Here is a 24,421-nt window from a genome sequence, read left to right as displayed (position 1 = left end):
TAATATCAAGACCCCCTTTACATTCAAATGTGGCATATTGCCACATTTTTTTTAATGTGATAGAATTAAATTACATTAACTAAATTTTTAAGTAAAGGGGATAAAAATGGATAAATATGAAATCTTTAAAAAAGATTTTTACAAAATAACTGGTATCGATTTAAATTGTTATAAAGAAAAGCAAATGAAGAGAAGACTTGTTTCTTTATTAAAAAGGAATAATTTTTCTGATTTTGATGATTATTTAATAGGCATTAAGAAAGATAGTAAACTTCTAAATGAACTTCTTAATTATCTCACTATAAATGTCTCAGAGTTTTTTAGAAATCCAGCTCAATGGCGTGTTTTAGAAAAAGATATTATACCAGAACTAATCAAAAATAATGGTAAAATAAAAGTTTGGAGTAGTGCTTGTTCTACAGGAGAAGAGCCTTATTCGTTAGTAATGCTATTAACCAAATTTTTCCCTATAAAAGAAATAAATATATTAGCCACAGATATTGATGAAGGTGCAATTCAAAAAGCAAAAATTGGGATTTACGACGAAAAAAGCTTAAAAAATGTACCAAATGAATATAAAAACAAATTTTTCACTAAAATTGGAAATACATATAAAATAGATGATAAAATTAAGCAATGTGTTAATTTTAAAAAGCTAAATCTATTAAGTGATAACTTTCCTAAAGGATTTCATTTGATTTTGTGTAGAAACGTTATGATTTATTTTACTGAAGAAGCTAAAGCAAAACTTTATAAAAAATTTTATGAAGCACTTACAGACGACGGTGTATTTTTTGTTGGCAATACTGAACATATAATTTTACCAGATAAATACAATTTCAAGCCAATAAAATCGTTTTTCTATAGTAAATTATAGCTCATTAGCACAACTAGAAGTTATATCTAGTTGTGCTTTTTATTTTAAACTTGTTATCTGATATTGTAATTTTAAGAAGGATTTACTTTAAAATTGAAGAATAAGACAATTATAATTTGTTAGGGGGAGTGGTGAATGATAGATACTAAAAGAAAATATTCTATTTCTGAAGTTTCAGAGATAACTGGATATCCTCAACATGTACTTAGATTTTATGAAAAAGAATTTAAATTAAATATTCCAAGAACTAAATCTAATCATAGGTATTACACATACAAAGAGATAGAAAAAATTAATTATATTAAAGAATTGCAAAACAAAGGTTTTACGAACAAGCAGATTAAACTAATTCTAAATTCTCCTAAAGAGCTTATCTCCAATAGCCATGATGAAATCGCAATTACATCAATAGCTTCCCAACAAAATGATATAAGCAACGTAAAAAACTTTATTGTTGAATTTCAAAATAATTTACTAAAAAAAGTCCAAGAAACTCTAAATCAAAATAATATTAATAATACAGAAATTTTAAAAGAACTTAAAACAGAAATTGAACAATTGAAACATGAGATTAAAAATAAAGAACGTGATATATTAATTTGTGAAAATGCTAAATTGAAAATGAAATTAAAAGAAAAGTCATATGAAGTTGCAGAATTAAAAGAAAAACTCAAACGTGAAAAAGAAGGCAATAAAGGTATTTTTAAAAAAATATTTAAGAGAAAATAAAATTTCTTATTTTGAATAATATATAGTAATTTGGTAGAATTATAATGTATGGGAACAATATTACGGCTATGGAGGATAAATATGAATATCGAAGAAATCAAGTTACAATTAGATAAAAATTCAGACCAACATTTATATATACAATTATATAGCAAAATAAAAAAATTAATTTTAAATGGTACTTTAAAACCTCATACAAAATTACCTCCTATAAGAAAATTAGCTAAAAAGTTAAATGTAAATAATATAACTATTGTTAACGCTTATAATTTACTCGAAAAAGAAAACCTAGTTTATAAAAAAGTTGGAAGTGGTACATTTGTTAACATAATAAATTATGATACTGGTATAGAAATTGACTACAAACAACATTTGCATACTTTAGATAAAACAAATATGAATCATTATATGCATAACTTTGAGAATGTCATCGACTTTTCAAATACAACTCCAACAAATGATCTTTTCCCTGTTGAAGATTTTAAATATGTTATTAACTTGGTTTTAGACAGAGATAAAGGGAATGCATTTAAATATCAAGAAAGCCAAGGATACTATCCTTTAAGAGAAACTATAAAAAACTATTTATCTAATTACATGATTAATTGTGATATTAGTAATATTCAAATTATTTCTGGAGCTCAACAGGGAATAGATATTCTTTCTAAAGCATTAATAGATTATGGAGATATAGTTTTTACGGAAAGTCCAACTTATACAGGAGCTATCGCTGCTTTTAAATCAAGAGCGGCTAAGATTATAGAAATTCCTATTAAAAAAGATGGTATTGATTTAACTTATTTAGAAGATAAACTTAAAAGTTTTAGACCTAAATTTATTTATGTTATGCCTAACTTTCAAAATCCAACAGGTTATACCTATTCTAAACTAAAAAAACTAAAGCTATTAGAATTAGCTAATAAATATGACACATTAGTAGTTGAAGACGATTACCTAAATGACCTTTCGTTTAATAATAAATATCCAGAGACATTAAAATCACTAGATGAAAATAATAGAGTTATTTATATTAAAAGTTTTTCTAAAATCTTTATGCCCGGACTAAGATTAGGTTTTATGATAATACCTATATCGATACAAAAAGAAATACTTGTAGCAAAACATATATCTGACATATCAACATCTGGTCTTATGCAAAGAGCTTTAGATTTATATATTAAAATGGGTTTATTTAAAAAACACATTAATGAAATTAATAAAATATACAAAAAAAGATTTGATATAATGGTTAAAAGTTTATCGAATTATATGCCTAAACAGGTTAGCTACTCTATACCTGAAGGTGGTTTGAATTTCTGGCTTTCATTACCACATGGTTATTTAAGTGATGAACTGCATGAGCTATGTTTTAAAAAAGGAATACTTATAACCCCTGGTTCAATATTTTATGCTAATAAAATCAAAAGTAATGCTTTTAGAATTAGTATTGCATCAGTTCATGAATCTGTAATAGAGGCTGGTATTTGTCAACTTTCTGGAATAATAAATGACCTACTTAATAAGTCAAATATTAATAAATACTATTTCGATCCTCTAACTCATCTATAATAAAATTTTATCTTTTGCAATATATATCAGACTGTCTTTTGCTTTTAAAATTGTATTTTTACTAGGATTTAAAAAAACTTTATTATCTCTATATATACCTATGAGAGTTGCTCCTTTGTTTAAAAACTCAATAGCAATCTTCTCATAGGTATTTCCTATATATTTTTTATCAACAATTATTTCATAAATCTCATTTCCATAAGAATTAGTAAGTAGCTCTTTTATAGCTCTGCTTACACCTCTATACAATGCACATCTCATCATGATTTTACTCTCAAATTGTGTACTAATTATAGTTTCATTAACATTAGTACGCTTAAAATGTATTAAGTTTTTTTGATCAATGACTTCTGATACTAAATGAATATTTGGATTAACTTTACTTACAGCTAAACATACTAGTACAGATCTAGCATCTATCATTTCACTATTTTCTAAACTCCTATCTGCTAGTACAATTGCAGATTTAGCATATTTAATATTAGCCCTTTCTAAAACATTATCTGTTGTAGGGTCTCCTTTTATATAATAAACATTATCGTTATCATATGGATTATGAGGAATATTAGCTACTAAAACAATTTTTTGTTTTTTATCCTCTCTCAATAACTCTTCAACAATAGATTTCGCTTGACAATTCCACCCAAAAATAACTATATGGTTACTAAAGTTAACATCCAATAATCCCATCCCCTTTTTTAGGTTCTTTTCTACAAATACAGAAGCTATTGATGCTGTAAAAAAACCAAAGAAACCAATACCCATAATCATCAAAAATATAGCTACTATACGACCAAGTTTAGTTGTCGGATAAATGTCTCCATAACCAACTGTTGTACTTGTTACAAATCCCCACCATAATGCATCCCATAGGGAATTAATATTTTGATTCTTATTATTTTCTATTAAATAAAATAAAACAGAATTAATCACTATAAAAAATATTACTAATAAAATTGCTTTATAAACTTTTGTTGTTTTAAGTGAAATATGAAGTTTTCTAATATATATAGTTAAATTCGTAATTTCTACCACCTCTTTAGCAAACTACTAGCTAACAGCTTGTTTTTAATCTTAAATCTTTCTTTGTATAATATTATTTCCTTAATATATTCAATAATGATGTAGAATTTGATTTTATTTAGTAATTATTTCTAGATATTTGTAGTAATTTATTGAATTTTTTACATTTCCCTGGCAATTTACAATACCCATAATATTCAATAGTATGTAAATATATTTAAAATAAATTTGTTATATATTTAAAAAAATAATTATAAGGAGGTTTATATATGAATAGCGATAAAATAGAATCAGTAAAATTACCTGAAGAATTAATAGAATTCAAAAAATTATATTTAAACAACAAAGATCCTATTAAAAGAAAAGTACTAAGTTTTTCTGAGATTTCTTATTTCATGAATAAAATTATTCCTCTACCAATAAATTCAAATAGCTATTACAAAGTTAGATATGAATCTTACAATAACGATGAATATCTACTTTTACTATTAGCTTATAACTATATTATTTATAAATTATTATTAAAAAAAGTAAATTTATACGAATTAAAAATTTCTATTGAAGATATTATTTTTACAACAAATTTTATAGATATATTTTTCCAATATAAAACACCAATCTTAGATAAAAATACTAATGTTGTTTGGATATTTCCAAAACAAAAGATAAAGGAATATATTTACAAATCAATTTATTTTAACAATTTTAATAATTATTATTACGAAGAGGAAACTCTTTTAAATCTCATATATATAATAGCAGGATTTGCTAAATATGAATATCAAAATATAGATGCCAAAATGATTAACGAAGTAAATCTATTAAACTATCCTACTTTAGTCTTTGCAAACATTAAACTTTATGAGAGAGGCATAATTAAAATCGTTGAAGAAAATGATAGAGTAGGTATTATATTAAATTTTAATTCTTCAATTAATCAAAATGTTATTTTCAGTAAAAATGAAAACTTGTTAAAAAAGAAGATATTACAAGTTATAAATAAAATAGAAGGTGTAAACTACAATATAAATGATTTTTTAGACTAAAAGTTAGTTTTATCATGTTTTGAATAATAACATAAGTATAATTGCATATTGAAAAAATATTTTAACGTTTTTATGAATATTGTGCAGTATTTTTTATATATATATGCATTTTTCTGAAAATAAACTTGACATAAAATTTTTATGGTGATATAATACAGTTAGAATACTAAAAAAGGGGGTTTGATAGATGAATAGAGGTACTACAAAAGATCTTAAATCATTGCAAACTAGTAGACTTAAAAAATGTGGTGCTATTACATGTATACACAACATTGACGGTTACTGCAATATGGAGAAATGTGAAATTTATGAAAGAACTTTAAGACAAGAATATTAAAATAAAAAAAAGAGGAAAGCTAACTAGCTTCCTCTAAGCAACACCTATTTGGTATTAATTTTTTTGTACTCAATAAGACCTTCATTTAAAATATTCATTGCCTTTTTCAAATCATTTTCATTTAAAACATATGATATTCTTATTTCATCTCTACCTAAACCTTCTGTTGCATAAAAACCTTCAGCAGGTGCTACCATAACTGTTTCATTATCTATATCAAAATCACTTAATAACCATTTAACAAAATCTTCTGCATTTTCTACTGGTAATTTAGCAATCACATAAAAAGCTCCATGTGGCTTTCTACATATTACACCTTCCATTTTAGATAATGCTTCATATACAACATCTCTTCTTTTTCTATATTCTTCAACAACCTTTTGGAAATAGTCATTAGGTATATTGGCTAACTCAGATGCACCTATTTGCTCTATTGTCGCAACACAAAGTCTACTTTGACATAGTTTTAAAACCTGTTTAATTAATTCTTTATTCTTACTTGCAATTGAGCCTATTCTTGCACCGCAAGCACTATATCTTTTTGATATGCTATCTATTATAACTACTCTATCTTTAATATCGTCTAAGTGTGCAAAACTTATATATTTAAAATCATCATATACAAATTCTCTATAAACTTCATCAGCTATAATGAATAAATCGTTTTCCTTCGCTATATTACTAATCATATTTACTTCTTCTGGAGTATAAATAACTCCTGTCGGATTACCAGGATTAGATAGTAAAATAGCCTTAGTCCTATCTGTAATCAAACTTACTATTACTTCTTTATTAGGCAAATGGAAACCATCCTCTGCTCTTGTTGTTATTGGAATTACCTTAACCCCTGCTGAATTACCAAATCCATTATAATTTGTGTAAAATGGTTCTGGAACTAATATTTCATCTCCATAATCACAAATTGCTAATAAAGCAAATAATAATGCTTCACTACCACCATTTGTAATAAGGATCTCATCTTCTTCAAAATGGATATCATAATTTTTATAATAATTAATAAAACTTTTAATTAACTCAGGTATCCCACGTGAATTAGTATAAGCCAATACTTTTTGATCAAAGTTTTTAATAGCTTTAAAAAAACAATCAGGAGTTTCAATATCAGGCTGTCCAATGTTTAAATGATAAACTTTTTTACCTTTTCTTTTGGCTTCCTCAGCTATAGGAACTAATTTTCTAATTGGTGATTCTTGCATTGATAAGATTCTTTTAGAAAATTTCATAACAATACCCCCTTAAATAGATTGTTTGAAAACCTTTTCCTGATATTTAAAAAATATATACTAATACTATTATTATAATAACATAAAAAACTCTTTAAATAAAAGATTATCAGAAATGAATATCAAAATTTTCAATGTATTATGATATAGCAAATAATTCTTAAAAATTAATAACTCTTCTATTTTCCAAAATTATTTGTTATAATATTTTTTAATTATAGGGATTATATAACTAGCAGTAATTAAGAGGAGGAATCTTATATTGAATAAGGTAAACAATCTACAGAAAAAAAAATACTATATAGAAACTTGGGGTTGTCAAATGAATGAACACGATTCTGAAAAGATGGCTGGAATTTTAGAAAACATTGGCTATATTGAGACTAATACACCTAAAGAAGCAGACTTAATCATTTTTAATACATGCCTTGTAAGAGAAAATGCAGAACTTAAGGTTTATGGTAATCTTGGTCATTTAAAAACACTAAAAAATAAAAAACCTGAAATGTTGATTGCAGTTTGCGGATGTATGATGCAAAAAAAGGAGATAAGAGATTTAATTAAAGAAAAATACAGTCATGTAGATATAGTATTTGGCACTCACAATATACACAAACTACCAGAATTAATTGCTAATGCAAGACAAAATTCTAGAATGATAATAGACGTTTGGGAAGATTCAGGAAACATAATAGAAGGATTACCAGCTAAAAGGAAATATGGTTTTAAAGCTTTCGTTAATGTTATGCATGGTTGTAATAACTTTTGTACTTACTGTATTGTTCCATATACGAGAGGTCGAGAAAAAAGTAGACTTCCAGAAGATATTTTAAAAGAAATTAATGAACTTGCAGCACAAGGCTGTAAAGAAGTAACTTTATTAGGTCAAAATGTAAATTCTTATGGTAAAACTTTAGATAAAAAAGTGAGTTTCGCGCAATTATTAAGAATGGTTAATGAAGTAGAAGGTATAGAAAGAATCAGATTTACTACATCTCATCCTAAAGATCTTTCTGATGAGTTAATACTAGCTATTAAAGAATGTGATAAAGTTTGTGAGCATATACATTTACCATTTCAAGCAGGAAGTAATAAAATATTAAAAGCTATGAATAGAAAATACACAAAAGAACATTATCTAAATTTAATCGAGAAAATCAAAAAAGAAATACCTGATATTGCTATAACAACAGATATAATTGTAGGTTTCCCTGGAGAAACAGAAGAAGACTTCGAAGAAACTTTAGATGTAGTTAGAAAAGTAAAATTTGATTCGGCTTTTACATTTCTTTATTCAATAAGAAAAGGTACCCCAGCAGCAGAAATGAAAAATCAAGTTCCTGAAGATATTAAACATAAAAGATTCCAAAAACTACTAGATACTATTTATCCTATAAGTTTAGAAATTAATCAAAAGCTTAAAGATAAAGTAGTTGAAGTCTTAGTTGAAGAAATAAGTAAAACTGATAAAACTAAAGTAACAGGAAGGACTAGGACAAACAAAGTTGTTCATTTCCCAGGGGACAAAACTCTAATAGGTAAATTAGTTAAAGTTAAAATTACAAATCCTAAGACTTGGACTTTAGAAGGCGAATTAATAAACTAATAAGTATTCTTATCAATAGGCTAGGGCTTACCTTAGCCTATTTAAATTCCAAACCATTAAATATGTTATAATATACCTGTATATATAAATTGGAGGGAAATGATTTGAAAAATTTAACACCAATGATGCAACAATACTTAAATATAAAAGAAAAATATAAAGATGCAATTTTATTTTTCAGACTTGGTGACTTTTATGAAATGTTCTTTGACGATGCAATTCTAGCCTCTAAAGAACTAGAAATCGCATTAACAGGTAGAGACTGTGGTAATAAAGAAAGAGCTCCTATGTGCGGAGTACCGTTTCATTCTGCTGATACTTATATAGCTAAATTGGTTAAAAAAGGTTATAAAGTAGCTATATGTGAACAAATAGAGGACCCGTCAAAATCGAAGGGGATTGTCAAAAGAGATGTAGTTAGAATAATTACACCTGGTACTATAACAGATACAAAAATTCTAGATGACAAAAATAATAATTATCTTTGTAGTATATACATGGACACATCCGGGATAGGAATTTCATATGTTGATGTTACTACAGGTGAATTATATACAACTGAAATTAAAGGTAATGAAAAACTATTAATTAATACATTATTTGATGAATTAGCTAAAATTCGTCCTACTGAAATAATATTAAATGATTACTTATATAATAAAAAAGATATTGTAAAAATATTTGAAAATAAATTTAATTCAATTACTAACCTCTATAGTAATTGGACTTACAAATATGATGACGCTAAAGAAGTAATTTTAAATCAAATGTCAGTTTTATCTTTAGATGGATATGGATTAAATAAAAAAGTGTATTCCGTACTATCATTAGGTTCTCTTATTAATTATTTAAATGAAACACAAAAAATATCACTAAAACATTTAAATCATGTTACTTTTTATACGATAGACAATTTTATGATGCTAGATATCAATACACGTATAAACCTAGAACTTACTGAAACAATAAGAGGGAAAAATAAAAAGGGTTCTTTATTCGGTTTACTCGATTGTACATCAACAGCAATGGGCGGTAGAATGTTAAAAAGATGGATAGAAGAGCCTCTAATAAACATTAAAGATATTAAAAAGAGATTAGATGCTGTAGATTATCTATTTAATAATTTTTTAATTGTGGACGAAATAAAAGAACTTCTAAAAAATGTATACGATATCGAGAGAATAATAGGTAAAATTGTATATGGAACTTGTAACGCTAGAGATTTAATCTCTCTAAAAAAATCCATATCAGTTCTTCCAACTATTAAAAAAATATTACAGGAAACATCTTCAGACTTACTTTTATCTTTAGGTAAAGAATTAGATACTTTAAGAGATGTATATGAACTCATAGAGAATGCAATTATTGATGAGCCTCCTATATCTGTTAAAGAAGGTAATATTATTAAAAGTGAATATAGTAAAGAGTTGTTTGAACTTAGAGAAGCAGCTACTAAAGGAAAGGAATGGATATATAAATTAGAACAGAACGAAAGAGAAAGAACTGGAATCAAATCATTAAAAATAGGATATAATAAAGTTTTTGGATATTATATAGAAATAACAAAGTCAAATTTAAAATATGTTCCTAATGAATATATTAGAAAGCAGACACTCGCTAATTCGGAAAGATATGTTACTCCTGAATTAAAAGAAATGGAAGCTAAAATACTTGGTGCCGAAGACAAAATAATAAAATTAGAATATGATATCTTTTTAAGTATCAGAGAAACAATTAAAAATCAAATAAAAAGAATACAAGAAAGTGCCAGAATAATAGCAATATTAGATGTTCTCTGTGCATTCGCAATAACTGCATATAAAAATAATTATGTAAAACCAAAACTCAATTTAGACGGAATAATTCAAATTAAAAATGGTAGACATCCAGTAGTAGAAAAAACTATAGGAGAAAATTTATTTATACCAAATGATACTTATCTTGATAATGGTAAAAATAGAATTGCCATAATAACAGGACCTAATATGGCTGGTAAATCTACATATATGAGACAGGTAGCGCTTATTACTTTAATGGCGCATATAGGTTCTTTTGTACCAGCTGATGATGCAAATATAGGAATAGTTGATAGAATATTCACTAGAGTAGGTGCATCTGATAACTTATCTCAAGGGCAAAGTACTTTTATGGTTGAAATGAGTGAAGTAGCAAATATACTCAATAATGGGACTGCAAATAGCTTAATAATTTTAGATGAGATAGGTAGAGGTACTAGTACTTTTGATGGTTTAAGTATTGCATGGGCAGTAATTGAATATATTAGTGATAAAATAGGAGCTAAAACTCTTTTCGCAACTCACTACCATGAACTTAGTGAATTAGAAGGTAAAATAGAAGGAGTGAATAATTTTCGTATATTAGTTAAAGAAAAAGGTGATGACATTATCTTCCTTAGAAAAATAGGTAAAGGAAGTGCAGATAAAAGCTACGGTATACAAGTAGCCAAACTAGCTGGTGTACCTATAGAAGTAATTAAAAGAGCAAAAGAAATCTTACACAAATTGGAAGAAACAGATATTAATAATACTGCATTAATAACTGATGAAAATACAAATGTATGTGATGTTAAAGAAGTAAATGAATACCAACTAGATATTTTCAACTTAAAATATAATAATTTTATTGATAGAATAAAATCTATAGATATAATGAAAGTAACTCCTCTTGATGCAATAAATATTTTATACGAAATTGTAAAAGAGGCAAACGAATTATAGGAGCGATTTGAATGAGTAAAATAAAAGTTTTAGATGATACTACTATTAATAAAATAGCCGCTGGTGAAATTATTGAAAGACCTGCATCAGTTGTAAAAGAACTTGTAGAGAATTCGATTGATGCAGGTGCAACCTCTATTACTATAGAAATAAAAGGTTACGGAAAAGATTACATTAGAGTTACAGACAATGGAACAGGTATTGAAGGTGATGATTTAGAAATAGCTTTCATGAGACATACTACTAGTAAAATTAATAAAATAGAGGACCTAGAAAAAATTAAATCATTAGGTTTTAGAGGTGAGGCATTAGCAAGCATTTCAGCAGTATCTCAAGTCAAAGTTATAACAAAGACTGATAATAATCTCATAGGTAATCAAATAATATTGCATGGAGGTAAAGTAATTAATAAAGAAGAAGTTGGTTGTCCTAAAGGAACAACTATAATTGTAACTAACTTATTTTATAATACCCCTGTAAGAGCAAAATTCTTAAAAAGCGAATCTAAAGAAACTTTAAAAATAAACGACACTATATACAAACTTGCATTAAGTAATCCAAACATCTCATTTAAATACATTAAAGATAATAAAGTTATATTTAAAACACGAGGTAATGGTGATGAGGAAGATGTAATTTACAATTTGTTTGGTAGAAATTTTTTAAATTCCTTGACTAAAATAAACTATAAAAACGATAATTTTCTCATAAAAGGTTTTATTTCAGAACCTTCATTTACTAGAGGTAATAGATCACATCAATATTTTTTTGTAAATAATAGATATATAAAGAGTAATTTACTATCAAAAACTATAGAATCAGCTTATGGGACTCTATTACCTTCAAATAGATTTCCTGTTATAATACTTTATTTATTTATACCTCCATACGAAATTGATGTTAATATACATCCAACTAAAACTGAAGTTAGATTTAGAAATGAAAAAGAAATATGCAATACTATATATGATGTAGTCAAAAACTTTTTAAAAAAAGAAGATATTATCCCACAAATGAACATTACCAATAAAAATAATGTTCAAGAAACGCAAATAAATTTCATCGATAACCTAAGTACAAAAAATAATTATAATAAAGCATTAAGCAACTTTTTAGTAGAAAAAAATAGTAAAATCAATTACGAAAAACCGATTGATAATGAAATAAAAAAAGATTTTAATATATCAAATAATGATGAAGTTTACGAAAATAGACAAGTTATAACTAACACTTTAATAAAAGAGGATAAAGAAGATCCTGTGGAAAATGAACAAAAGTTTTCTATAGATAATATACAAATTATTGGAACATTATTTTCAACATATATTCTGGCAGAAGATAAATTAAATGCTGTATTGTATATAATAGACCAACATGCAGCACATGAAAGAATCATGTTTGAAAAACTAAAAAAACAATTTAAAAATCAAATTGTCATTTCTCAACAAATGCTTGTACCTGAAATAATTAATCTTACTTTTAATGAATATAAAAAAGTAGAGTTAAATTTAGAAATATTTAATAAGTTAGGTTTTACTATAGAACCATTCGGGAAATATTCTATTGTATTAAGAAGTGTACCGGTTATATTCAATAGACCTAATGCTAAGGAATTGTTTTTAGATATACTAGATAATCTTGAGAATTTTGATAGCAAGCTAGAAAGTAATTATGATTTAAGATTAGAAAAAATAATGAAATTAGCCTGCACGAGTTCTATCAAAGCTGGTGACAAAATTGATGAATTAGAAATATCTAGCTTAATAAAAGAACTCTTTAAAACAGAAAATCCTTATACTTGTCCTCATGGTAGACCAACAATTATTAAATTAACACAATCTGAATTAGAAAAGAAATTTAAAAGAACATAGAAGGTGAAAAAATATGAATTCACAAAAGAAACCACTTTTTGTATTAATTGGCCCTACAGCTGTAGGAAAAACAGAAATATCTATTGAATTAGCACATAAACTAAATGGGGAAATTATTTCAGCCGATTCAATGCAAATATATAAATACATGGATATAGGGACTGCAAAAATTACTGAAGAAGAAAAAAGAGGAATCAATCACTACCTTATAGATGAAATATATCCAGATCAAAAGTTTTCAGTATCGGATTTTAAAAAATTAGCAGAAAAATATATAAATGAAATATTAAATAAAGGCAAATTACCTATTGTAGTAGGAGGGACTGGTCTTTATATTAACTCTTTAGTATATGAATTAGATTTTACTAATGCCGTTTCTAACCCAAAATTTCGCAACGAAATGATGAACAAAGTAAAAACATTTGGCAATAAATATATTCATGATGAATTAAAAAAAGTCGATCCGATATCAGCAGAAAGAATACATATAAATGATACAAAAAGAATTATTCGAGCACTTGAAATATACCATGAAACAGGCAAACCAATGTCCCACTATTATAAAGATTTTAGAAAGCCAAATTCTAAATACAATATTGCAATGGTTGGACTAACTATAGATAGAGCAAATTTATATAATAGAATAAATCGTAGGGTAGATAAAATGATTGAATTAGGATTAATAAATGAAGTTAAAAACTTATTAAAAATGGGCTACTCTAGTGAGTTAACCTCTATGCAGGGGTTAGGGTATAAAGAAATTATTGCTTACTTAAAAGGAGAATGTACTCTAGAGGAAGCAATAAATATATTAAAAAGAGATACTCGAAGATTTGCTAAAAGACAATTAACATGGTTCAGAAGAGATGATAGAATTCATTGGGTAAATCTTGAAAAATTTAATGATAAAAAAGAAGTTGTAAACTATATAGTTAACTATGTTAGAAGTGTATTAAATTTTTAAATATTAAATTAAATATCATAATGGAGGGATTTAAATGAAGAATAACATTAATTTACAAGATGCTTTTATTAATAAAGCTAGAAAAGAAAATATAAGTATAACTATTTACTTAATTAATGGTTATAAATTTAAGGGTACAGTAAAAGGTTTTGACAATTATACTATCGTTCTAGAAAGTGAAGGAAAACAACATTTAATCTACAAACATGCTATATCAACAATTTCGCCTAATTCAACAATGAACTTTTTGACAAGAAATACAACTCAAAATAATCAAAATGATCCAGTAAATAATGAAAATATAACAGAATAATTCAATATGTTAAAAGCTTTTAAGAATTAATTCTTAAAAGCTTTTAACATTTTATTGACTTAATTCATAAAATAGTAATAGCAACTATTTCGAGGTGAATTTATGAATTTTAAACTTTATCAATATAGAAAAACTAACTTTTATACAACTTTTGACCTTTTTTTAAATAAAAAAAAGAATGTAAAAAAAGAACTTTGTAGATCAGATGCTAATTTAAATGATATATTAACTGAACTTAATAGTTTAATAGGTTTAGATAATGTAAAAAAATTAGTCAAAGAAATAATAGCTTTTGTTGAAATTCAAGAAAAAAGGAAAACAGAAAATTTATTAACTGAACCTATAGTATTACATATGGTATTTAGAGGTAATCCAGGTACAGGGAAAACTACTGTAGCTAGATTGCTAGGAAAGATATTCAAAGAAATAGGTATTTTAGAAAGAGGACACTTAATCGAAGTAGACAGAGCCGATTTAGTAGGAGAATATATTGGGCATACAGCAGTTAAAGTAAAAGAACAGATTAAAAGGTCTTTAGGTGGCATACTTTTTATTGATGAAGCCTATTCTTTAGCTAGAGGTGGAGAAAAAGATTTTGGTAAAGAGGCAATAGATACTCTTGTAAAAGCTATGGAAGATTATAAAGATAATTTTGTATTAATATTAGCTGGATATAAAGACGAAATGGATTATTTCTTAAAAACTAATCCTGGGCTTAAGTCTAGATTTCCCATTTATGTTGATTTTAAGGATTATTCTATAAGAGAACTTATTTTAATAGCTAAAAAAATAGCATCAGATAGACAATATCAGTTTTCTAATAAAGCAATTTTAAAAATAGAACATATTTTAAGAAAGAAAGCGTATAATAATGGCAATGCTAGATATGTCAGAAACATTATAGAAAGAGCTATTAGAAGGCAAGCCGTAAGACTAAAAAATAAACATAAAGTGACAAAATACGATTTATTAACTATATTAGAAGAAGATATAGTTGAAGATGATTTGTATTAAGATTGAAAAAGAAAACAACATTATGTTAAAATACAAAAGATAATAAATTTATTGAGGTGATCGTGTGGATAAGGCTACAGTAAATATTTTATGTAAACATTTTAATGTTGAGAAAAAAATTATTGATTTAGTTCTAGCAAATGAAAGAGAACTAAAAGAAAAGTTTAACCAAATTGATGAAATTAAAGAGTATAATCAGTATAAAGTCATTATTGCAATGCAAAAAGCAAAGTTAAATTCTACTCATTTTAATTGGACAACCGGTTATGGTTATGATGACATTGGTAGAGAAAAGGTAGAAGAAATTTATTCTTATGTTTTTAACACAGAGGATGCATTAGTTAGACCAACTATCGTGTCAGGTACACACGCTTTATCTCTAACTTTATCTGGTATATTAAGGCCTGGAGATGAAATATTATCAATAACAGGTAAACCCTATGATACATTACAAAAAGTTATAGGTATTAAAGGGAAAAGTAAAGGAGCTTTATCTGAATTTGGAATTACTTATAATGAAGTAGATTTAGATGAAAATGGGGATATCAAGATTAGTGATGTTCTTAATTCTATAACCTCTAAAACTAAACTCTTACTTATTCAAAGATCTACTGGATATAGTACTCGTAAAGCCATAACAATAGAGCAAATAAAAACTGCGATAGAAAATATAAAAAAAATATATCCAAATGTTATATGTATGGTTGATAATTGTTATGGTGAGTTTATCGAAAAATTAGAACCTACTGATGTTGGTGCTGATATAGTAGCAGGTAGTTTAATAAAAAATCCAGGAGGGGGATTAGCACTAACTGGAGGTTATATAGTTGGTAAAAAAGAATTAATAGAAATGATAGCAAACAGAAGTACAGCTCCAGGCATAGGTAAAGATTGTGGATTGACATTTGGTACGACGAGAATTACTTTACAAGGTTTGTTCTTAGCTCCTCATATAGTAGCAGAAGCACTAAAAGGCTCATTATTAGCTGCATCAGTATTTAAAAAATTGGGCTTTAAAGTTGTACCAGATGTAGATGACCCTAGAAGTGATATAATACAAGGAATTGAACTTAAGAGTAAAGATAATGTAGTTAAATTCTGTCAAGCTATACAAAGTGCATCTCCAGTTGATTCTTATGTTTTACCACAACCCTGGAATATGCCAGGATATGACGATGAAGTTATTATGGCAGCAGGTGCTTTTGTGCAAGGTTCATCTATTGAATTAAGTGCAGATGCACCTATTAGAGAACCTTATATGGCATATTTACAAGGTGGTTTAACATATGAACATTGTAAATTGGGCATAATAGTTGCTTTAAATAGTTTATATAATAATAATTTATTACAAATCAAATAACAAAGTCTTCGATATTAAAATAATTTATAAAAAAGGAGATTTTAATCCATAAATGAATAAAATAAGCTGGATATCCAGCTTATTTTATTTTTCTAAATACACCTATAACTTTTCCAAGTATTTTAACATCATTCACAATAATTGGCTCAAGATGTTGATTTTCTGGCTGTAATCTTATATGATCAGCTTCTTTAAAAAATCTCTTTATAGTCGCTTCATCTCCAATAAGTGCAACAATAATATCGCCATTATTTGCATAATTTTGTTGACGTACTATTACATAATCCCCATCTAAAATACCCGCTTCTATCATACTTTCTCCTTTAACAGATAATATAAAAACCTTATCACTCTGAATAAAATCTAATGGTAGAGGAAACATATCTTCAATATTCTGTACTGCAAGTATAGGTTCACCAGCAGTAACTTTGCCAACAACAGGCACTTCAACGATTTCCTTTTTTGAATAATAGTTATAAATATTATCTTTATCTAAAATTTCAATCGCTCGTGGCTTAGTAGGATCTCGCCTAATATATCCTTTTTTTTCTAATTTTGATAAATGCCCATGAACAGTAGAAGTAGACTTAAGTCCAACAGCCTTACAAATTTCTCTTACAGAGGGCGGATATCCCTTAACTTGTATTTCTTTCTTTATAAATTCTAGTATTTCAAGTTGCTTAAAAGATAAATCCTCGTACATTTTTAGCCCCCTAACAGTTGAATTTTGCTTTATTATACCATACCATACAAAAAAAATCAAACATTCGTTCGAAAAAAAACTTGACCAAGAACAAATGTTCTTCTATAATATAGATAGAACATATATTCGGTACGAGGTGGTATAAAAAATGAAAGTTAGAATAGTAAATAAAACCAGATTTATTACATTTCTTGTTATATCTATTACTTTAATATTAATTTTTATTAGTGCTTTATTCAGAATAGGGAAGGTTTATAGTGTTACATATACACAGTACATCAATGTTGAAGTTAAAGCAGGAGATACTTTATGGGATATAGCTAGAAAAAACAATAGTAACAAAGAAGATATTAGAAAGTTAGTTTATAAAATAATGGAATTAAATGATTTGGACACAGCTAAAATTAAACCAGGCGATATAATAAAAGTACCTATTTACTCTAAGAAAGGTAACCTAGATTAGGTTACCTTTCTTTAATCTTAGATAATGGATTGCTTTTAACAGCTTTCCTTAACCTATCATCATCTAAATGTGTATAAATTTGAGTAGTAGAAACGGTAGAGTGACCTAAAATTTGTTGTAGAGCCCTAATATCTACATTGCCATACTTATACATTAAAGTAGCAGCTGTATGTCTGAGTTTATGTGTTGAATACTTATCAGGGTCTAATCCTGCTAACTTAATATATTTTTTAACAATATACTGAACTGTCTTGTTACTAATTCTATTTTTTCTTTTACTTATAAACAAAGCCTTTTCATCTTTAAGACCTTCTTTTGGTCTGACTTTCAAATAATTATTAATCGCCTCTAAACATGCCTCATTTAAATATATAGTTCTTTCTTTATTTCCTTTACCAATAACAGTTAGTGTATCTCCTTTGATTTTATCTATATCAATACTAACTAATTCTGATAATCTAAGCCCACAATTTAGAAAAAGGGTTATAATAGCATAATCTCGTTCTTTAAATTGACCGTCTATTGCTTTTAATAAATCTTGTGCTTCATTTAATGTTAAGTAAACAGGGTGTCTAGAATCAGTCTTAGGTGATTCTAATTCTATAGCAGGGTTTTCGTCAATTAATTTAGCTTTAGTATGCAAATATTTAAAGAAAGATTTTAAGCTAGCAACTTTACGAGCTTTTGCATAATTACTATTATTTCTATTTTTATCCACATATGATATGTAAGCATGTAAATCTTGAAGATTGACTTTTCGGAGTAGGGTTATATCAATGTCATCAATATCAATTGTGTTTAAAGGTGTATTTTTATCAACAATTCTATATCTTATTTTTAAAAATCTAAAAAAAGTTCTTAAATCATAAAAATATTCTTTAACAGTATTTTGTGATTTACCTTTAATTGTTTCGATGTAATTTAAAAAATCTTCCAAAATTATAGGCATATCGTCCATATTTTTCATCTCCTTATTATACAAAATGTATATTTTGTATAATTAATTCTATAAATATTATAAAACTCCTGCTAAAAAAGCATATATTTTTTAATACGAGTGTTATTTTCATAAATAATTTACTTCAGCAAACTAAAAAAACCCCATTAAGGGGTTTTAAATTTTTAAACATTTAATTCTACATTCATACCTAAAACATCTTTATGTTTATTCAAAATCGGGTCAATATATTCTTCAATAAATTCTACCACTTGTTCTGGAGCTCTTCCAATAAATTTCTTAGGATCTAAAATATCAAGTATTTCTTCTTTAGTTAAGTTTATTTTATCACAATTAATAATTCTATCTATAAGGTCATTTTTTCCACCTTGTTCTTTAACCACTTTGCTCGCTTCCATAGAAAGTTGTCTAATTACTTCGTGTAACTCTTGTCTATCTCCACCTTTTTTCACTGCCATCATAATAATATTTTCTGTTGCCATAAATGGCAATTCACTCTCAATATGACTTTTTATAACTTCTTCATACACTACCAAACCATCAAATATATTTATAGCAATTTCCAATATGGCATCGCACGCTAAAAATGATTGAGGTATAATTAAACGTCTATTAGCCGAATCATCTAAAGTTCTTTCAAACCACTGTGTCGAAGCAGTCATTGCAGCACTACTTAGATTTGAAATTATATATCTAGCTAATGAAGCTATTCTTTCACTTCTCATCGGATTTCTCTTATATGCCATTGCTGAAGAGCCTATTTGCTTTTCTTCAAACGGTTCTTCTATTTCTTTTAAATGTTGAAGTAATCTTATATCATTTGTTATCTTATGAAGCGTTTGAGCTATCCCACTTAATACAGATAATACTTCAAAATCAATTTTTCTCGAATATGTTTGTCCTGTTACTGGATAAGTACTATCAAAACCTAATTTATTCGCAACTAGTTTATCTAGTTTTTTAACTTTCTCATGATCATTGTCAAATAGTTTTAAGTAGCTAGCTTGTGTACCAGTTGTACCTTTAGCTCCTCTTAGTTTAATGTTGTTTATTTTGTACTCCAAGTTTTCATAATCCAAATATAAATCATGCAACCATAGTGCAGCTCTTTTACCAATAGTTGTCAATTGTGCAGGTTGAAAATGTGTAAAACCTAATGTTGGTACATCTTTATACTTTAAAGCGAATTTTTTTAATTTATCCATTAGATTTACAAGCTTTACTCTAATTAAATTCATAGCTTTATACATCAGAATCAAATCAGTATTATCTCCTACAAAAGCACTAGTAGCTCCTAAATGTATTATTGGTTTAGCTTTTGGGCATTGAGCACCATAAGTGTGTACATGCGCCATAACATCGTGTCTAAATTCTTTTTCTTTCTCTCTTGCTAATTCAAAATCAATTTTTTCTTTGTTTCTTTTCATTTCATCTAATTGTTCTTCACTTATATTTAAACCTAATTCTTTTTGTGCTTCAGCTAAAGCTATCCATAACTCTCTCCAAAGCCTGTATTTCATTATAGGAGAAAAAATATGTGCCATTTCCTTGCTTGCATACCTTGTTATTAGCGGGTTTTCATATTTATCCTTCATTGTTCCAGCTCCTCTCTTCTATTTTAACAAGGTTTCAATTCTGTCTAAACCTTCTATGATATTTTCCATAGAAGTTGCATATGACAATCTTACATAATCATCTGCACCAAAAGCAATACCTGGCACAACAGCAACTTTCGCATCATCCAATAATAAATTGGCAAAATCTATTGAATTGTTAATTTTTCGACCTCTAATTTCTTTACCTTTAATTTGAGCAATATTAGCCATAACATAAAAAGCGCCTGAAGGTTTCTTACAAGTTAATCCATTAATTGCATTTATTCTTTCAACCATGTAATTTCTTCTTTCTTCAAACTTACTTCTCATATATTCAATAGCTTTTTGATCACCTTTTAAACCTTCCAAACTAGCATATTGAGATATAGTACAAGGATTTGAAGTCGTATGGCTCTGAATCTTCGTTATAGCTTTAATAATCTCTACATGAGCAGCTGCAAATCCTATTCTCCATCCAGTCATCGCGTATGCTTTTGACATACCATTAATTACAATAGTTAAATCTTTAATTTTTTTATTAAGCGAAGCTATGCTTATATGTTTTTCCCCATCATAAATTAATTTCTCATAAATTTCATCAGATATTACAAAAATATTATTTTCAATTGCTATTTCTGCTATTCATTCTAACTCTTCTCTATCGTAAACAGCTCCTGTTGGATTACTAGGTGAGTTTATAATTATGGCTTTCGTCTTATTTGTTATCGATTTTTTTAGCTCTTCTACATTATATTTAAAACCTTCTTCCTCTTTAGTTTCTACTAGTATAGGATTACCGCCTGCCAATTTAACCATTTCAGGATAACTTACCCAATAAGGCACAGGTATTATCACTTCATCTCCTTGATTAAGAATAGCAGTTAAAACGTTAAATATTGAATGCTTAGCTCCATTTGATACAACTATATTTTGAGGAGTATATTCTATATTATTATCTTTTTTTAATTTCTGACAAATAGCTTCCCTTAACTCCAAAATACCAGCCGCAGCGGTATATCGAGTATTCCCTGCCTTAATTGTTTTAATACCAGCCTCTTGTATGTTTTTAGGTGTATCAAAATCAGGCTCACCAGCACCAAAACTTATAACTTCTATACCTTTTTCTTGCATTTCTTTCGCCTTAGCTGTTATTTCCAATGTTACAGATGGTGATATATTTAAAGATTTTTCCGATAGTTTAAAATTCATACCTTTTACCCCTCCATAAATAATTTATATCAAACAATAAGGGTTCTTCTACATTTTTAATTTAATATCCTTCATTCTTTCAAAATATTAATAAAAATTAATACTATCTATTATATATATCTGCTAATATACATTTAATAATATCCAAAGAATCCATAAAAATACTCTCATACAATAGTTTTATTCTTTTGTAATGTTCAAATCCTTCGTCTGTAATCCTATATTTTCTTATAGACCTTTTATCTGGCTCTATCCACCAACCTGTAATATAACCATTTTCCTCTAGCTCTCTTAATAGAGGATATACCATACCAGGGCTTGGTTCCCATTTGAAATTTAATCTGCGTTTTATTTCTTCGATTATTTCATTACCATAATAACTTTTCTCTCTTAATAAATGTAGTATATACAACTTCACAAAAGATGTAGTACTTATCTTTGAAGGAAACTGTCTATTTCTTTGCCCTCTCATTTTAATCGCTCCTTAAAAGATTATAATTATCAAATAAAAAACCTGCAATAATGCAGGTTTTTCCAAACTTATCTAGGTTGTACAATTAATTTAATTGCTGTTCTCTCTTCCCCATCAATCTCAATGTCAGTAAATGCCGGTATACATACTAAGTCTATACCACTAGGAGCAACAAATCCTCTAGCTATTGCTACCGCTTTAACTGCCTGATTAAGCGCCCCAGCACCTATAGCTTGAATTTCTGCAGAACCTTTTTCGCGTAATACACCTGCTAATGCTCCTGCAACAGAATTTGGATTTGACTTTGCTGATACTTTTAATACATCCATTCATAAAGCCCCCTTTTGTATTTATAATTTATAAACTTATCATTACACTACAATACACTTATTCTACAAATAACAAAAAAATCCTCTTTTTCCAAAGGAAAAATTTAAATTTTTTGATTTATTTGAAATGATATACTATAAAATAAAGAGAAGATATATCTTCTCTTTATTTTGCATATTCAATAGCTCGCGTTTCTCTAATTACATTAACCTTAATTTGTCCTGGATACTCTAATTCACTTTCAATTCTCTTAACAATTTCTCTGGCAATAAGTACTATATCATTATCAAATACCTCTTCTGGTTTTACCATAACACGTATTTCTCTACCAGCCTGTATTGCATATGACTTTTCAACACCTTCAAAAGAATTTGCAATTTCTTCTAACTTCTCTAATCTTTTAATATATGCTTCTAAGGTTTCTCTTCTCGCTCCTGGTCTAGCTGCTGAAATAGCATCTGCCGCTTGAACCAATACGGCTTCTATTGTTTGCGGTTCTATATCACCGTGATGTGCTGCTATTGCATGTACTATTTCTTTAGACTCCCTGTATTTTCTTGCTAAATCTGCACCTATAGTAACATGAGGGCCTTCCATCTCATGGTCAACCGCTTTTCCTATATCATGCAATAAACCTGCTCGTTTTGCTATTTTTACATCCGCACCTAGTTCAGCTGCCATAAGCCCTGCTAAATGCGATACTTCTATAGAATGCTTTAATACATTCTGACCATAGCTTGTTCTAAATTTTAGCCTACCTAGAAGCCTTATTAATTCTGAATGTAAACCATGTACTCCACAATCAAAAGCTGCTTGTTCACCTTCTTCACGTATATGAGCTTCTACTTCCCTTTTTGCTTTTTCGACCATTTCTTCTATTCTAGCTGGGTGTATTCTACCATCAACTATCAGCTTTTCAAGTGCTATTCTAGCAATTTCTCTTCTAATCGGATCAAATCCTGAAAGTATAACAGCTTCCGGTGTATCATCTATTATAAGATCAATTCCTGTTAAAGTCTCTAAAGTTCTAATATTTCTACCTTCTCTTCCTATAATTCTACCTTTCATTTCATCATTTGGTAGAGAAACAACCGTTACTGTTGTTTCTGCCACATGATCTGCTGCACATTTTTGTATTGCATAGGAAATAATTTCTCTAGCTCTTTTATCAGCTTCTTCTTTTGCTTTACTTTCTATTTCTTTAATCATAACAGCAGCTTCATGTGTTACTTCTTTTTTAATATCACCCAACAAAATCTCTCTTGCTTCTTCAGACGTTAATCCCGATAGTCTTTCCAATTCCTCAATTTGCTTCTGATATAGCTCATCGATAGATGTCTCTTTTTCTTCTAACTCTTTTATCTTTTTTGCTAAGGATTCCTCTTTATGCTGCAATATTTCACTTTTTTTATCCAACATCTCTTCTTTATAGACTAATCGCCTTTCGAGCTTCTGCAATTCATTTCTTCTTTCTCTGTTTTCCCTTTCAATTTCATTTCGCATTCTATGAATTTCTTCTTTTGCTTCTAGCAAAAGCTCTTTTTTACTAGTTTCGGCTTGCTTTCGAGCTTCCTCAATTATCTTCTTTGCAGCTTCCTCAGCACTTTTAATTTTACTTTCTGCAATCCCTTTTCTAATCAAATAACCAGCTATAGTTCCAATTCCAACACCTGTTATTGCTATCAATATTTCTACAATAATAAAGCACCTCCTCTACTATTTTCTTTTCAAGTTACGTTATCTCATAAAACATAACCCTACAGAATAATAATCTAAAAAAATAGATTCCTATGTTCGGAAATTCTTAATTCCGACTTTAAATTCATATATTTAAAATAAAAATATAAAATATAAACCGAGTAAACTCGGCTTATGAGTTGTTACCTATATTTTCTTAAATTTTAAGTAACAACAAACAATTACCAATTTCCGTTTTTATTTTATTACTTTTTATAACTTATGTCAAGTTATTTCCAATTCATTACTTCAATAACATTATA

General features: G+C 27.5%; 21 protein-coding genes and 1 pseudogene. 13 read left to right on the top strand and 9 right to left on the bottom strand.

The features are described 5' to 3' along the window. Positions 1-106: 106 nt before the first annotated feature. The 3 genes from AB4Y15_RS04565 to pdxR all read left to right on the top strand — a co-directional run bounded on the left by AB4Y15_RS04565 (position 107) and on the right by pdxR (position 3,175). Complete coding sequence (locus AB4Y15_RS04565; protein WP_427338738.1) at positions 107-877, top strand: CheR family methyltransferase; 771 nt, start codon at positions 107-109, stop codon at positions 875-877. 135 nt (positions 878-1,012) lie between these two features. Continuing rightward, a complete protein-coding gene (locus AB4Y15_RS04560) occupies positions 1,013-1,606 on the top strand; it encodes a MerR family transcriptional regulator (RefSeq protein ID WP_427338737.1) in 594 nt (197 codons plus the stop codon). Positions 1,607-1,687: 81 nt separating this feature from the next. Continuing rightward, positions 1,688-3,175, top strand: coding sequence for a MocR-like pyridoxine biosynthesis transcription factor PdxR (gene pdxR / locus AB4Y15_RS04555; protein WP_427338735.1), 1,488 nt, complete (start codon positions 1,688-1,690; stop codon positions 3,173-3,175). On the opposite strand, the gene AB4Y15_RS04550 is transcribed toward pdxR, so the two are convergent. Then, entirely contained in the window at positions 3,170-4,210 is a 1,041-nt protein-coding gene (locus AB4Y15_RS04550) for a potassium channel family protein (protein WP_427338734.1), read from the bottom strand. The genes pdxR and AB4Y15_RS04550 overlap by 6 nt on opposite strands. Before the next feature lie 257 nt (positions 4,211-4,467). Between AB4Y15_RS04550 and AB4Y15_RS04545 the strand changes: the two genes are divergently transcribed. Together AB4Y15_RS04545 and AB4Y15_RS04540 are read left to right on the top strand one after the other, a co-directional pair. Beyond that, positions 4,468-5,244 carry a hypothetical protein gene (locus tag AB4Y15_RS04545; protein ID WP_427338733.1) on the top strand — a complete coding sequence of 259 codons (777 nt, stop codon included), beginning with the start codon at positions 4,468-4,470 and terminating at the stop codon, positions 5,242-5,244. A 187-nt stretch (positions 5,245-5,431) separates the two neighbouring features. After that, on the top strand, positions 5,432-5,581 hold the full coding sequence (locus AB4Y15_RS04540; RefSeq protein WP_427338732.1) for a hypothetical protein: 150 nt from the start codon (positions 5,432-5,434) through the stop codon (positions 5,579-5,581). Positions 5,582-5,625: 44 nt separating this feature from the next. Here AB4Y15_RS04540 and AB4Y15_RS04535 read toward each other — a convergent pair whose 3' ends face one another. Further along, positions 5,626-6,825, bottom strand: coding sequence for a pyridoxal phosphate-dependent aminotransferase (locus AB4Y15_RS04535; RefSeq protein WP_427338731.1), 1,200 nt, complete (start codon positions 6,823-6,825; stop codon positions 5,626-5,628). 262 nt (positions 6,826-7,087) lie between these two features. Here AB4Y15_RS04535 and miaB point away from each other — a divergent pair, with 262 nt between their 5' ends. From miaB to AB4Y15_RS04500, 7 genes are all read left to right on the top strand, one after another. Further along, complete coding sequence (gene miaB, locus AB4Y15_RS04530; protein ID WP_427338730.1) at positions 7,088-8,431, top strand: tRNA (N6-isopentenyl adenosine(37)-C2)-methylthiotransferase MiaB; 1,344 nt, start codon at positions 7,088-7,090, stop codon at positions 8,429-8,431. 104 nt (positions 8,432-8,535) lie between these two features. Continuing rightward, the gene (gene mutS, locus AB4Y15_RS04525) at positions 8,536-11,169 is read left to right on the top strand and encodes a DNA mismatch repair protein MutS (RefSeq protein WP_427338729.1); all 2,634 of its coding nucleotides are present in this window, start codon (positions 8,536-8,538) and stop codon (positions 11,167-11,169) included. A gap of 11 nt (positions 11,170-11,180) precedes the next feature. Beyond that, positions 11,181-13,040, top strand: coding sequence for a DNA mismatch repair endonuclease MutL (gene mutL / locus AB4Y15_RS04520; protein WP_427338728.1), 1,860 nt, complete (start codon positions 11,181-11,183; stop codon positions 13,038-13,040). 13 nt (positions 13,041-13,053) lie between these two features. After that, on the top strand, positions 13,054-14,004 hold the full coding sequence (gene miaA / locus AB4Y15_RS04515; RefSeq protein WP_427338727.1) for a tRNA (adenosine(37)-N6)-dimethylallyltransferase MiaA: 951 nt from the start codon (positions 13,054-13,056) through the stop codon (positions 14,002-14,004). A gap of 34 nt (positions 14,005-14,038) precedes the next feature. Beyond that, positions 14,039-14,317, top strand: a complete 279-nt coding sequence (gene hfq, locus AB4Y15_RS04510) for an RNA chaperone Hfq (protein WP_427338726.1) — start codon at positions 14,039-14,041, stop codon at positions 14,315-14,317. Between the two features lie 102 nt (positions 14,318-14,419). After that, complete coding sequence (locus AB4Y15_RS04505) at positions 14,420-15,331, top strand: AAA family ATPase (protein WP_427338725.1); 912 nt, start codon at positions 14,420-14,422, stop codon at positions 15,329-15,331. 64 nt (positions 15,332-15,395) lie between these two features. After that, positions 15,396-16,691, top strand: a complete 1,296-nt coding sequence (locus AB4Y15_RS04500; RefSeq protein ID WP_427338724.1) for a methionine gamma-lyase family protein — start codon at positions 15,396-15,398, stop codon at positions 16,689-16,691. A gap of 79 nt (positions 16,692-16,770) precedes the next feature. Here AB4Y15_RS04500 and lexA read toward each other — a convergent pair whose 3' ends face one another. Then, positions 16,771-17,394: a transcriptional repressor LexA gene (gene lexA, locus AB4Y15_RS04495; RefSeq protein ID WP_427338723.1), complete on the bottom strand. Its 624-nt coding sequence runs from the start codon at positions 17,392-17,394 to the stop codon at positions 16,771-16,773. 148 nt (positions 17,395-17,542) lie between these two features. On the opposite strand from lexA, the gene yneA reads away from it, so the two are divergent. Then, complete coding sequence (gene yneA, locus AB4Y15_RS04490; RefSeq protein WP_427338722.1) at positions 17,543-17,857, top strand: cell division suppressor protein YneA; 315 nt, start codon at positions 17,543-17,545, stop codon at positions 17,855-17,857. A gap of 1 nt (position 17,858) precedes the next feature. Here the strand turns inward: yneA and AB4Y15_RS04485 are convergent, their stop codons facing one another. The 6 genes and pseudogenes from AB4Y15_RS04485 to rny form a co-directional block, all read right to left on the bottom strand. Beyond that, on the bottom strand, positions 17,859-18,815 hold the full coding sequence (locus AB4Y15_RS04485) for a tyrosine recombinase XerC (RefSeq protein ID WP_427338721.1): 957 nt from the start codon (positions 18,813-18,815) through the stop codon (positions 17,859-17,861). 164 nt (positions 18,816-18,979) lie between these two features. Continuing rightward, a complete protein-coding gene (purB, locus tag AB4Y15_RS04480) occupies positions 18,980-20,410 on the bottom strand; it encodes an adenylosuccinate lyase (RefSeq protein WP_427338720.1) in 1,431 nt (476 codons plus the stop codon). Positions 20,411-20,428: 18 nt separating this feature from the next. After that, a pseudogene (locus AB4Y15_RS04475) lies at positions 20,429-21,541 on the bottom strand (pyridoxal phosphate-dependent aminotransferase). 181 nt (positions 21,542-21,722) lie between these two features. Then, positions 21,723-22,091: a PadR family transcriptional regulator gene (locus AB4Y15_RS04470; RefSeq protein WP_427338718.1), complete on the bottom strand. Its 369-nt coding sequence runs from the start codon at positions 22,089-22,091 to the stop codon at positions 21,723-21,725. A 68-nt stretch (positions 22,092-22,159) separates the two neighbouring features. Then, positions 22,160-22,420 carry a stage V sporulation protein S gene (locus tag AB4Y15_RS04465; RefSeq protein WP_427338717.1) on the bottom strand — a complete coding sequence of 87 codons (261 nt, stop codon included), beginning with the start codon at positions 22,418-22,420 and terminating at the stop codon, positions 22,160-22,162. Between the two features lie 166 nt (positions 22,421-22,586). Then, positions 22,587-24,107 (bottom strand): ribonuclease Y, encoded by a 1,521-nt coding sequence (gene rny, locus AB4Y15_RS04460; RefSeq protein WP_427338716.1) that lies wholly within the window; start codon positions 24,105-24,107, stop codon positions 22,587-22,589. Positions 24,108-24,421: the final 314 nt, after the last annotated feature.

It is taken from the genome of Caloranaerobacter longqiensis (genome assembly GCF_050286925.1).
GTDB lineage: Bacteria > Bacillota > Clostridia > Tissierellales > Thermohalobacteraceae > Caloranaerobacter.
This window is presented reverse-complemented; position numbering and strand designations above follow the sequence as displayed.

Excerpts from the sequence above, each read along its gene's own strand:
- AB4Y15_RS04565 (WP_427338738.1), top strand. The coding sequence starts at position 107 with ATGGATAAATATGAAATCTTTAAAAAAGATTTTTACAAAATAACTGGT.
- AB4Y15_RS04560 (WP_427338737.1), top strand. The coding sequence starts at position 1,013 with ATGATAGATACTAAAAGAAAATATTCTATTTCTGAAGTTTCAGAGATA.
- pdxR (WP_427338735.1), top strand. The coding sequence starts at position 1,688 with ATGAATATCGAAGAAATCAAGTTACAATTAGATAAAAATTCAGACCAA.
- AB4Y15_RS04545 (WP_427338733.1), top strand. The coding sequence starts at position 4,468 with ATGAATAGCGATAAAATAGAATCAGTAAAATTACCTGAAGAATTAATA.
- AB4Y15_RS04540 (WP_427338732.1), top strand. The coding sequence starts at position 5,432 with ATGAATAGAGGTACTACAAAAGATCTTAAATCATTGCAAACTAGTAGA.
- AB4Y15_RS04535 (WP_427338731.1), bottom strand. The coding sequence starts at position 6,825 with ATGAAATTTTCTAAAAGAATCTTATCAATGCAAGAATCACCAATTAGA.
- mutL (WP_427338728.1), top strand. The coding sequence starts at position 11,181 with ATGAGTAAAATAAAAGTTTTAGATGATACTACTATTAATAAAATAGCC.
- miaA (WP_427338727.1), top strand. The coding sequence starts at position 13,054 with ATGAATTCACAAAAGAAACCACTTTTTGTATTAATTGGCCCTACAGCT.
- hfq (WP_427338726.1), top strand. The coding sequence starts at position 14,039 with ATGAAGAATAACATTAATTTACAAGATGCTTTTATTAATAAAGCTAGA.
- AB4Y15_RS04505 (WP_427338725.1), top strand. The coding sequence starts at position 14,420 with ATGAATTTTAAACTTTATCAATATAGAAAAACTAACTTTTATACAACT.
- lexA (WP_427338723.1), bottom strand. The coding sequence starts at position 17,394 with ATGTACGAGGATTTATCTTTTAAGCAACTTGAAATACTAGAATTTATA.
- yneA (WP_427338722.1), top strand. The coding sequence starts at position 17,543 with ATGAAAGTTAGAATAGTAAATAAAACCAGATTTATTACATTTCTTGTT.
- AB4Y15_RS04485 (WP_427338721.1), bottom strand. The coding sequence starts at position 18,815 with ATGGACGATATGCCTATAATTTTGGAAGATTTTTTAAATTACATCGAA.
- purB (WP_427338720.1), bottom strand. The coding sequence starts at position 20,410 with ATGAAGGATAAATATGAAAACCCGCTAATAACAAGGTATGCAAGCAAG.
- AB4Y15_RS04470 (WP_427338718.1), bottom strand. The coding sequence starts at position 22,091 with ATGAGAGGGCAAAGAAATAGACAGTTTCCTTCAAAGATAAGTACTACA.
- AB4Y15_RS04465 (WP_427338717.1), bottom strand. The coding sequence starts at position 22,420 with ATGGATGTATTAAAAGTATCAGCAAAGTCAAATCCAAATTCTGTTGCA.